Origin of the sequence: Mesorhizobium sp. M2A.F.Ca.ET.039.01.1.1, from assembly GCF_003998035.1 — a bacterium.
Taxonomy (GTDB): Bacteria; Pseudomonadota; Alphaproteobacteria; order Rhizobiales; family Rhizobiaceae; genus Mesorhizobium.
In genome coordinates this window covers 1-8,931 of record NZ_RZRY01000224.1, presented here as the reverse complement: position 1 = coordinate 8,931, position 8,931 = coordinate 1, and the positions used below count along the sequence as shown (strand labels likewise).

At 63.7% G+C, this 8,931-nt stretch carries 9 protein-coding genes and 1 pseudogene; 1 reads left to right on the top strand and 9 read right to left on the bottom strand.

Translation table 11 applies throughout. From position 1 onward, the window contains the following. The 7 genes and pseudogenes from EOA24_RS18050 to ybgC form a co-directional block, all read right to left on the bottom strand. A pseudogene (locus tag EOA24_RS18050) lies at positions 1-524 on the bottom strand (hypothetical protein); the annotation flags it as partial. A 214-nt stretch (positions 525-738) separates the two neighbouring features. Then, positions 739-1,245 carry a peptidoglycan-associated lipoprotein Pal gene (pal, locus tag EOA24_RS18045; protein WP_126080754.1) on the bottom strand — a complete coding sequence of 169 codons (507 nt, stop codon included), beginning with the start codon at positions 1,243-1,245 and terminating at the stop codon, positions 739-741. A gap of 271 nt (positions 1,246-1,516) precedes the next feature. Continuing rightward, the gene (tolB, locus tag EOA24_RS18040; RefSeq protein WP_126080753.1) at positions 1,517-2,830 is read right to left on the bottom strand and encodes a Tol-Pal system beta propeller repeat protein TolB; all 1,314 of its coding nucleotides are present in this window, start codon (positions 2,828-2,830) and stop codon (positions 1,517-1,519) included. Between the two features lie 39 nt (positions 2,831-2,869). Next, positions 2,870-4,024, bottom strand: coding sequence for an energy transducer TonB (locus EOA24_RS18035; protein WP_126080752.1), 1,155 nt, complete (start codon positions 4,022-4,024; stop codon positions 2,870-2,872). Between the two features lie 7 nt (positions 4,025-4,031). Beyond that, entirely contained in the window at positions 4,032-4,493 is a 462-nt protein-coding gene (tolR, locus tag EOA24_RS18030) for a protein TolR (protein WP_042645743.1), read from the bottom strand. A gap of 9 nt (positions 4,494-4,502) precedes the next feature. Next, a complete protein-coding gene (gene tolQ, locus EOA24_RS18025; protein WP_042645742.1) occupies positions 4,503-5,213 on the bottom strand; it encodes a protein TolQ in 711 nt (236 codons plus the stop codon). A gap of 461 nt (positions 5,214-5,674) precedes the next feature. Continuing rightward, the gene (gene ybgC / locus EOA24_RS18020; RefSeq protein ID WP_126080751.1) at positions 5,675-6,145 is read right to left on the bottom strand and encodes a tol-pal system-associated acyl-CoA thioesterase; all 471 of its coding nucleotides are present in this window, start codon (positions 6,143-6,145) and stop codon (positions 5,675-5,677) included. A gap of 53 nt (positions 6,146-6,198) precedes the next feature. Between ybgC and EOA24_RS18015 the strand changes: the two genes are divergently transcribed. After that, positions 6,199-7,449 (top strand): cellulase family glycosylhydrolase, encoded by a 1,251-nt coding sequence (locus EOA24_RS18015; protein ID WP_126080750.1) that lies wholly within the window; start codon positions 6,199-6,201, stop codon positions 7,447-7,449. 153 nt (positions 7,450-7,602) lie between these two features. Here EOA24_RS18015 and EOA24_RS18010 read toward each other — a convergent pair whose 3' ends face one another. Together EOA24_RS18010 and EOA24_RS18005 are read right to left on the bottom strand one after the other, a co-directional pair. Beyond that, complete coding sequence (locus EOA24_RS18010) at positions 7,603-8,505, bottom strand: metallophosphoesterase (protein WP_126080749.1); 903 nt, start codon at positions 8,503-8,505, stop codon at positions 7,603-7,605. A gap of 134 nt (positions 8,506-8,639) precedes the next feature. Continuing rightward, the coding region (locus tag EOA24_RS18005) for a Holliday junction DNA helicase RuvB C-terminal domain-containing protein (protein WP_281059888.1) at positions 8,640-8,931 on the bottom strand (292 nt) is incomplete at its 5' end.

Here is an 8,931-nt window from a genome sequence, read left to right as displayed (position 1 = left end):
CCGCCGCCATTTGGCCCGCCGGTGTCAGCAGGCGCCTGCGTCGCCGGAGCCTGCGCGACGCTATTGTCGGTTCCGGCGTCGCCGGTGCCGGAATCCCCGGTGCCGGCATCGCCGAGATTGGTGTTGCCGGTTCCGTCCTGAGGCGCGGCTTCCGATTTCTTCTGCCCGGCCGGCTTGGCGCCTCCTTGCGAACCGCCCTCGAGCTGCTGGAAGCGGAACTCATTGTCTTCCTGCTGCTTTCGGATCTGTTCCTGCATCTGCAGGATCTGGAAATTCATCTCCTCGATCTTGCCGTTCAGCTGGCGCAGCTGGTCTTCCAGACCGGTCACGCCGCCGCCACTATCCTGCGCGATCTGCGCCTGTTCAGGCTTCTTCTTGTCGCCGAAGATGCCGAGCGTCGGCAGGTGAAAGGTAAAGCCGTTGCCGGAAGCCTGTCCGGCGCTGTCGGCCGACGCGGCGAGGCTTGTGAGGCTTGATACGAGCAGCAGCGCAAGCGTGCCGCTCAGGACCGTTCTAAAATGCATTCTGTCTCTCGCGGTGGATGTGTTGGCCTGATGCGCCTTTCCAACAGGGGGAGGAAGCGCCCTCGCGCTCATAGCAGGACCCGAGACTTCGGCCAAATTTTGTTTCAAGTCGTTGCAAATGAAAAAGGCGGCCCTGAGGCCGCCTTTGATTCTTGCGATGTTGTATTTTTGCCGCCTGTGGCGTCGCACCAAGCGGCGGCCACGGGGCCTGTTATCAGGAACCGGCGCCCGACAGCGTGGTGACGGCGCGGCGGTTCTGCGACCAGCAGGAGATGTCGTCGCAGACCGCGACCGGACGCTCCTTGCCGTACGAGATGGTCTTCAGGCGGCCTGCGGAGACGCCCTTGGAAACCAGGAAGTCGCGGGTGGCGGCGGCGCGGCGGGCGCCCAGCGCCAGATTGTACTCACGCGTGCCGCGCTCGTCGGCATGGCCTTCGATGACGATCGCGTACTGGCGATACTGGTTGAGCCACTGCGCCTGGCGCGCCAGCGTGGTCTGCGCGTCAGCGCGGATCGACGAGGAGTCGGTGTCGAAGAAGATGCGGTCGCCGATGTTGACGGTGAAGTCCTGCGCGGAACCCGGCGTGGCGGCGCCGGCGCCGTTGAGCCCGAGATCGGCCGCGCTGTTCGGGGTCTTTTTCGACGCGCAACCGGTGATGGCGAGAGCCGCCACCAACGCGATCATCGCCGGGTTTCTGGTAAGTGCTGCGATACGGCCCATGCCGCCCTCTCCTTAGCATTCGAGTGATTTCGTTGATCACCCAGTAACCACGTTTGGGTTAACCGGCATTCAAGAAACACGGTTAATTTTTGGTTTCGGCCGCCGTCCTCGGCCGTTACGCATCCACGCATTTACCAAGATCGACAATGCGCGCGGACCGTAGGCGGAAATGCGGCCAAAACGCGACCAAGCCGTGGAAAATGGCACTAAGAAATTGAGAGCCGGGGCTTCTCGATTCCTCAGTTCTTCAATTCCTCAGTTCTTCAGTTCCCTATTCCAGCAACGGCGACCAAGCCGGATCCGACGCGTAGTTCGCGGTCGGGATCGGCTGCTCGTTGCGGCCGGTAAGATCGACCGAGACCAGCTTGGGTCCGCCGCCCGAGTCGCGGAAGAACATCAACACGCGGCCGTTCGGCGCCCAGGTCGGGCCCTCCTGCTGGAAGCCGGAGGACAGGATGCGCTCACCCGAGCCGTCGGTCTTCATGACGCCGATCTGGAATTCACCGCCGCTCTGCTTGGTGAAGGCGATCAGGTCGCCGCGCGGCGACCAGACCGGCGTCGAATAAACGCCGTCGCCAAAGGAGATGCGGTGCGGGTTCGAGCCGTCGCCACCCATGACGTAGATCTGCGAGCGGCCACTGCCGCCGCCGCGGTCTGAGGTGAAGACGACCTGCGAGCCATCCGGCGAATAGGACGGCGAGGTGTCGATCGCGGTCGAATCAGTGAGCCGCGTGGTCGAGCGGCTTCTCAGATCCATGGCGAAGATGTTGGAATTGCCGTCATCGCGCAGCAGGCTCATGATCACCTTCTGGCCGTCGGGCGAGAAGCGCGGCGCAAATGTCATGCCGGGGAAGTTGCCGACCAACTCGCGCTGTCCGGTTTCGATCTGCAGCAGATACACCTTCGGCTGTCCGCTCTCATAGGACATGTAGGTGATTTCCTGCCGGTTCGGCGAGAAGCGCGGCGTCAGCACGATGGCGCGGCCGTCGGACAGATAGCGCACATTGGCGCCGTCCTGGTCCATGATGGCGAGCCGCTTCTTGCGCGCGTTCTTGGCGCCGGATTCGTCGACGAAGACGACGCGTGTATCGAAATAGCCTTTCTCGCCGGTGATCTTCTCGTAGATCGCATCGGCGATGATGTGCGCGACACGGCGCTGATTGGCGTCGTTGGCGAAAAACTGCTCACCGGCCAGCTGCTGGTTGCCGAAAATATCCCACAGCCGGTACTGGGCGCGGATGCGGCCGTCCGCCTCCTTGCTCACGCTGCCGGTCACCAGCGCCTGCGCGTTGATGACTTTCCAGTCCTCGAAACGCGGCGAGGCATCCGGATTGGTGATCTTTTCGACAAAAGCGGCCTTGTCGATCGGCGCGAACAGCCCCGACCGTTTCAGGTCGGCTGTCACGATCTCCGATATCAGCGGACCAAGCCCTCCCTGAAAATCAGGGATGGCGATGGGCATCGGCTCGACATTGCCTTTGTTGACGTTCAGCTCAAGAGTTGCCTGAGCGGGCAAGGTGGTGACAGAACTTATGCCTGCCGCCATCGCGGCGACCATCAGGAGCGGCTTGAGGATGGATTTCATGTCTTCTCGCTTCTCTTGCTGATTTTTTGGGTGCTCAGGCTACAGGCCAAGCATCGCTCTTGGATCGAAGTTGACGCGAACGTCAGACCATATGTCCTGCTTTCCGGCGGGAACCTGCAGACCTGCGACATCGCATTTCTGCACGGCGCGGACCGCGCTGGCGTCGAACTGGGGGTTGCCGCTGGACTTCTCGACGGTCGGGCGGCCCTCGAGCTTGCCGGAGGCATTCAGGTTGAAACGGATGACCACGGTGAAGTTTTCGGAGCCCTCGAGGCCAACCGGAAGAGTCCAGCAACCGCCGAGCTGATCCTCCAACGCCCCTTGTTCCGACTTGGAGAGCTTCTGGCCCTGATCCTTCTCGCCGCCCAGCGAAGCCTGCTGTGTCGAGCGTTTGGCGCCGCCGCCGGATGGTTTCTGCTTATCGAGCAGCGCCGTTATCTCGTCGGCGTTGAACTGCTTCTCGTCCGACTTCTTCTTGGAAGACGCTTCCTTCACCGGCTTTTCCGCGTCCTTGCGATCCGGCGCCTTGGCACTCTCGGCCTGGGCCGGCTGCGGCTGCGGCTTCGGCCGTGCTTCCGGCGCGGGCGCTGAATCCGGCAGCTTCGCCTCATCCGTCGGCTGGTCCTGCGAGATCGCCTCGGCCACTGCGTCCGGCTTGACCTCTTCCTTCTGGATGGCCGCGGTCTTGTCGGGCGGCGGCGTCGCTTCCTTCGCCGGCGTCGGCTTGGGCTCCGTCTGCTTGACCGGCTCGGGCTTGACCTCTTCCTTCGGCGTCGGCGTCGGCGCGACTTCCGTCGCGGGCGTCGGCTTCGGCTTCTCCTGCGGCTTCGGCACGTCCTCGACCGCAGGCTTCTCGGTTGGCGTCGGCGCGGGCGGCGGCGCCGCCGTCTTCTCGACCGGCTTCGGCTTGGCTTCGTCCGTCACCGGCTTATCGGTGTCGGACGTGTTCTCGCCGACCTTCTGGGCATTGGGAACGACATCCGGCCGCTTCGTCGGAACCGGCGCCGGCTTGTCATGCATGACCGCCTTCTTGTCGCCTTGCAGCGTTTGCGCGATGGCCTCCATCGGCACGATATCCACCGCCACCGACTCCACGTCGGCGGCCGGCATGGCCGGTGGCGACGACAGCGTGAACAGCCCGAAGGCCAGCGCCACCGCATGCAAGATCACCGATGAGGTGAGGCCCGTGCGCATCTGGCGTCTACTGATCCTGTTCCTGCAGCGAGACCAAGCCGATATTCTTGTAGCCGGCGGCTGAAATGCGGGCCATGACCTTCATCGCCGTGCCGTAGTCGGTCGACTTGTCGCCGCGGATGAAGATGCGCTCGTCATAGCCGGTCTTCGAGATCGCCTGCAGCTTGGCCACCAGTTCCTCGATGGGGATCTCGGTTTCCTGCAGGAAAATCTTGCCGGCGGCGTCGATCGAGACGGTGATCGGCTGCGTATCGACATTCATCGCCTTGGCTTGCGTGTCCGGCAGATCGATCGGAACTCCGACGGTGAGCAGCGGCGCCGCGACCATGAAGATGATCAACAGCACCAGCATCACGTCGACCATCGGCGTGACGTTGATTTCCGACATCAGGCCATGGTGACGGCCACGGCGCCTATGGCCGCGTCCGCCTCGCCCCGAGCCACCTGCGCCAGCAGCAGACATCCCCATGATCGTTCCTCAGGCCTTCTGCGCTACTTTTTCATCGATTTGGCGCGAGAGTATGGCGGAGAACTCGTCCGAGAACCCTTCCATGCGCACGGCGAGCTTGTTCGCGTCCGATGACAGCTTGTTGTAGGCGATGACCGCGGGGATGGCCGCGAGCAGGCCGATCGCGGTCGCCAGCAGCGCCTCCGCGATGCCGGGCGCCACCACCGAAAGGCTGGTATTCTTCGACGCGGCGATCGCCTGGAACGAGGTCATGATGCCGATGACGGTGCCGAACAGGCCGATGAAGGGCGCGGCCGAGCCGGTGGTGGCGAGGAAGCCGAGGCGTCCCTCCAGCCTTTCCATCTCGCGCGTCAATGCCAGGTCCATGGCCTTGTCGATGCGGGTTTGCAGCGCCAGCGGCGACTTCGCGCCCTTTTCGAAGCTCTTCTTCCATTCGCGCATGGCGGCGACGAAGATCGCGCCCATGCCGGTGGTCTTGCGGTCGGCCAGCGTGCGGTAGAGGTCTTCGAGCGACTGCCCGGACCAGAAGACCTGCTCGAAGCGATTGAGGGCGAGGCGCATGCGGCTATAGGCGACGAGCTTGTCGATGATGATCGCCCAGGTCCAGATCGAGGCGCAGAGCAGGCCGATCATCACCAGCTTGACCACCCAGCCGGCCTGCATGAACAGGGCCCAGATCGACAAATGCGCTGCCGGATCGGCGAGTGCGATATTTTCCATCACTTAAGTCCTTAAGATTTTCCGGGCATCGCTGGCGGCTGGCCCATGGGCATCCCTTTGGTCCGATCGCGCGAAGCGTGAAGCTTGCGGGACACGCCCCGAATGCACCGTTTCGCGGCCTTTTCGAGGCAAATATTGGTGAAAGGAAGGCGCACGAATTGCGCCAATCTTCACCAATTCCTTCATGAACCGTTATGGTTAAGGATGGGTTAGGATGTCAGGCGCGGCGCATTGCCGCGCTTGGCAGGCGACCAATCAACAAGCGCCGCCGCAAGGGTATGCTGAGATTTAGGTCAGGCCGAGCCGAGAACGATGGCTTCCGAGAACCGGAGCGGAGCGTACTTCGGCATGTCCCGGAAAAGTGGTCTCCGGTTTTCCGATAAGGACGTGCGGCAGTTAGAAACTACGTGAGCACCGGAAGCGCAGGAAGCCATCATTCGCAGGCCGGCATCACCTGAATATCAGCGTACCCGAGGCATGAAGGCGGCAATCCACTCCCTTGGAAACCGTTTCGGGCGCCCGCTTTCGCCGACGATCGCCGCCTCGACTTTCGCCTCGACCAGCACCTCGCCGCCGCGCTTCAGTTGCTGGCCCATGAAGATGCGGGCGCCGGAGATGTCGTCGGTGCGCGTGTCGATGGTCAGGATGTCGTCCATGCGGGCCGGCGAGCGGAAGTCGATTTCCATGCGCCGCACCACCCAGACGATGCGCTCGCCATGCTTGCCGTCCAGCAGCTCGGTGTGGTGGACGCCGGTCAGCCGCAGATAGTCGGAGCGGCCGCGCTCGAGGAACTCGAGATAGCGCGCATGGTAGACGACGCCGGAGAAATCGGTGTCGGCATAATAGACCCTCGCCATCAGCCGGTGGCCGAAATCCGTCAGCGCGCCGGAAAGCCCGGCGCTGAGCGCCGCCGATTCACCATGATCGTCCATCGCGCTTTCCTTTTTCGGCCCAGAAGGGCAGGTGTCTCTCGCGCGGGAACGGGATGGCACTGTTGGGCACGATGATCAAGAGCTTGATGGCGGCGCTGCTTGCGCTCGGCGCGCTGGCGCTGCCGGCCGGGGCAGCGACGTTCTCGATGAAACGCGGCCTCAATCTCGACCGATGGGTCACCTGGCCCACCGAGGACAAATGGAGCGATCGCCGGGCGATCCTGCCTTATCCGGAGTGGCGCAAATTCCTCAAGCAGGACGACCTCAAGGCGCTCAAGGATGCCGGTCTCGATTTCCTGCGCATGCCGGTCGATCCCTCGCCCTTTCTCTCGGACCGGACCGAAGCGCTTCGCGACGACCTCTATGCCAGCGTGCTCGACTCGGCGCGCATGATCAACCGCGCCGGCCTGAAGGTGATCGTCGACCTGCATCTGATCCCCGCGGGCGGCGACCGCAAGATCGGCATGGGGCAGGTGATGGACGGTCCGGCGACGTTCGACGCCTATGCCGAGGTCGTGCGCAACATGGCAAAGACGCTGGCCCGGGAAGATCCGAAGCAGGTCGCGCTGGAGCTGATGAACGAGCCGATCGTCGATTGCGACGCGAACGGCACCAACCTTTGGCCCGACCGCCAGAAAAAGCTGTTCGCGGCCGCGCGAGCTTCCGCCACCAGGCTCACGCTGATCCTGACCGGCGGCTGCTTTTCAAACGCGGAGTCCCTGGCCAGGATCGACCCCGGGACGATCCCCGACGACAACATCATCTGGACCTTCCATTCCTACGACCCGTTCCTTCTGACACACCAGGGAGCGACCTGGGCCGGCGATTTCATCCAATACGTCACCGGCCTGCCCTATCCGCTCACAGCCGTTCCCAAGCCGCAATTGGACGTGACGCTGGACACGATCCGCGATCGGATCAAGGCCGAGGCGCCCTGGGCGCGGCAGAGCGGCATGCTCGCCTATCTCGACGAACAGGTGGCAGCGATGGACAGTCCCGAAAAGCTGGCCGCCGTCATGGATGCGCCGTTCAGGACGGTCGACGCCTGGGCGAAGGCCAACGGCATCAAGCCTCAGGATATCACGCTTGGCGAATTCGGCATGATCCGCAAGGAATACGGCAACGGCTTCGTCATGCCGGCAGCGTACCGCGCCGCCTATGTGGGCTACATGATCGCCCGCGCCGAGGCGTATGGTTTTTCCTGGTCGGTGTGGAGCTATGGCGGCGCCTTCGGCGTCGTCGATGCGTTCGACGGCGAGAAGGCGGAACCCAATGTGATGGATGTGATCAGGTCGCTGCGGTAAGGCAGCAAACCAAGGCGTACCGAGATTCAGGTCAGGCCGAGTCGAGAATGGCGGGTTCCGAGAACCGGAGCGGAGCGTACTTAAAGTACGTGAGCACCGGAAGCGCAGGAAACCGGCATTCGCAGGCCGGCCTCACCTGAATATCGGTACGCCTTAGCCAAGATCGATTTGGAGTATCTCCGGCCGCACACCGAAACGGACCGGCGCAATGCTGAAGCCGAGACCGCCCGAGACGATCAGGTTGCGGTCGTTCTCGACGACATGGCCATAGGCATAGCGGTTGCCATAGGCGGAAGGCACGACCGGCGAATAGCCGAACAGCCGCACCTGTCCGCCATGGGTGTGACCGGACAGCGTCAGCGAAACCCGCCAGGGCACCTTTGGAAAGATGTCCGGCTCATGCGCGAGCAGGATGATGGGATCCCTGTCGCCGACCTTGGCCAACGTGCCGGGAAGATCGTCGAGGCCGGTGAGCCCCCTGCGGCCCTTGGCCCTGTCCGGCAGCAGCGCAATCTGGTCGGCCAGCCCGGCAATCCAAAAGCCTTTGCCGTCCTTTTCCAGCCGCACGACGTCGTTCTCCAGCACCGGAATGCCGACAGCCTCGAGCGCCTTGCGGGAAATTGTCGGCCCTGCCCCAGCCGCCTGTGCCGAGCGATCCTCCCACCAGTCGTGATTGCCGAGGATCGAGAACACGCCGAGCGGCGCCTTCAGCCCGGAGAGCGCCGGCGCCCATTCGGATGCGTTCACCCAGCCGGTCACCATGCGGGTTCCCGCAGGATAATCGCCAAGCATGACGATGACATCCGGCTGCAGCGCATTGGCCTGCTCTGCAAGCGCCGCGATCCGCTCCGGCGTCATCCAGGGCCGGCAGGCGTGGATGTCGGCCAGCGCCACGACGCGCAGCTTGAGTCCGGCCGGCCAGTGCGGCGGCGTCAGCGCGTAGCGCTTCACACGCGTCAGCAGCATCGGCTCGATGCCGACCGCATAGGCGCCGAGCGACACCATGGCGAAGGCCGAGCCGCCGACAAGGCGCAGGAAACCGCGTCTGGTGATCATGGAACGGCCCAAGCCCCTTGGGTTTCTACCAGGAAGCTGCCTTAAAGGCGGTAATTGCGCCCTGAGCTGGGCCAAGGCGCGCAGATTCTGCGCAGATCGGCCCCTTGCTTGGCCGAGCGGCGAACAAATCTGCGTTACTCTTCCTGGAACAGGCTGATCTGCTGCTGCGCGATATCCTTTGGCGGGTCGAGCCCCAGATGCCGCCAGGCATTGGCGGTCAGCACGCGCCCGCGCGGCGTGCGCTGGATGAAACCCTGCTGGATGAGATAGGGCTCGATGATGTCCTCGATAGCGTCGCGCGGCTCCGAAAGCCCGGCCGCGATCGTCTCGATGCCGACCGGCCCGCCGCCGAAATTGCGCGCGATCATCGACAGATAGCGGCGGTCGAGCGCGTCGAGGCCGAGCGCATCGACCTCCAGCCTGGTC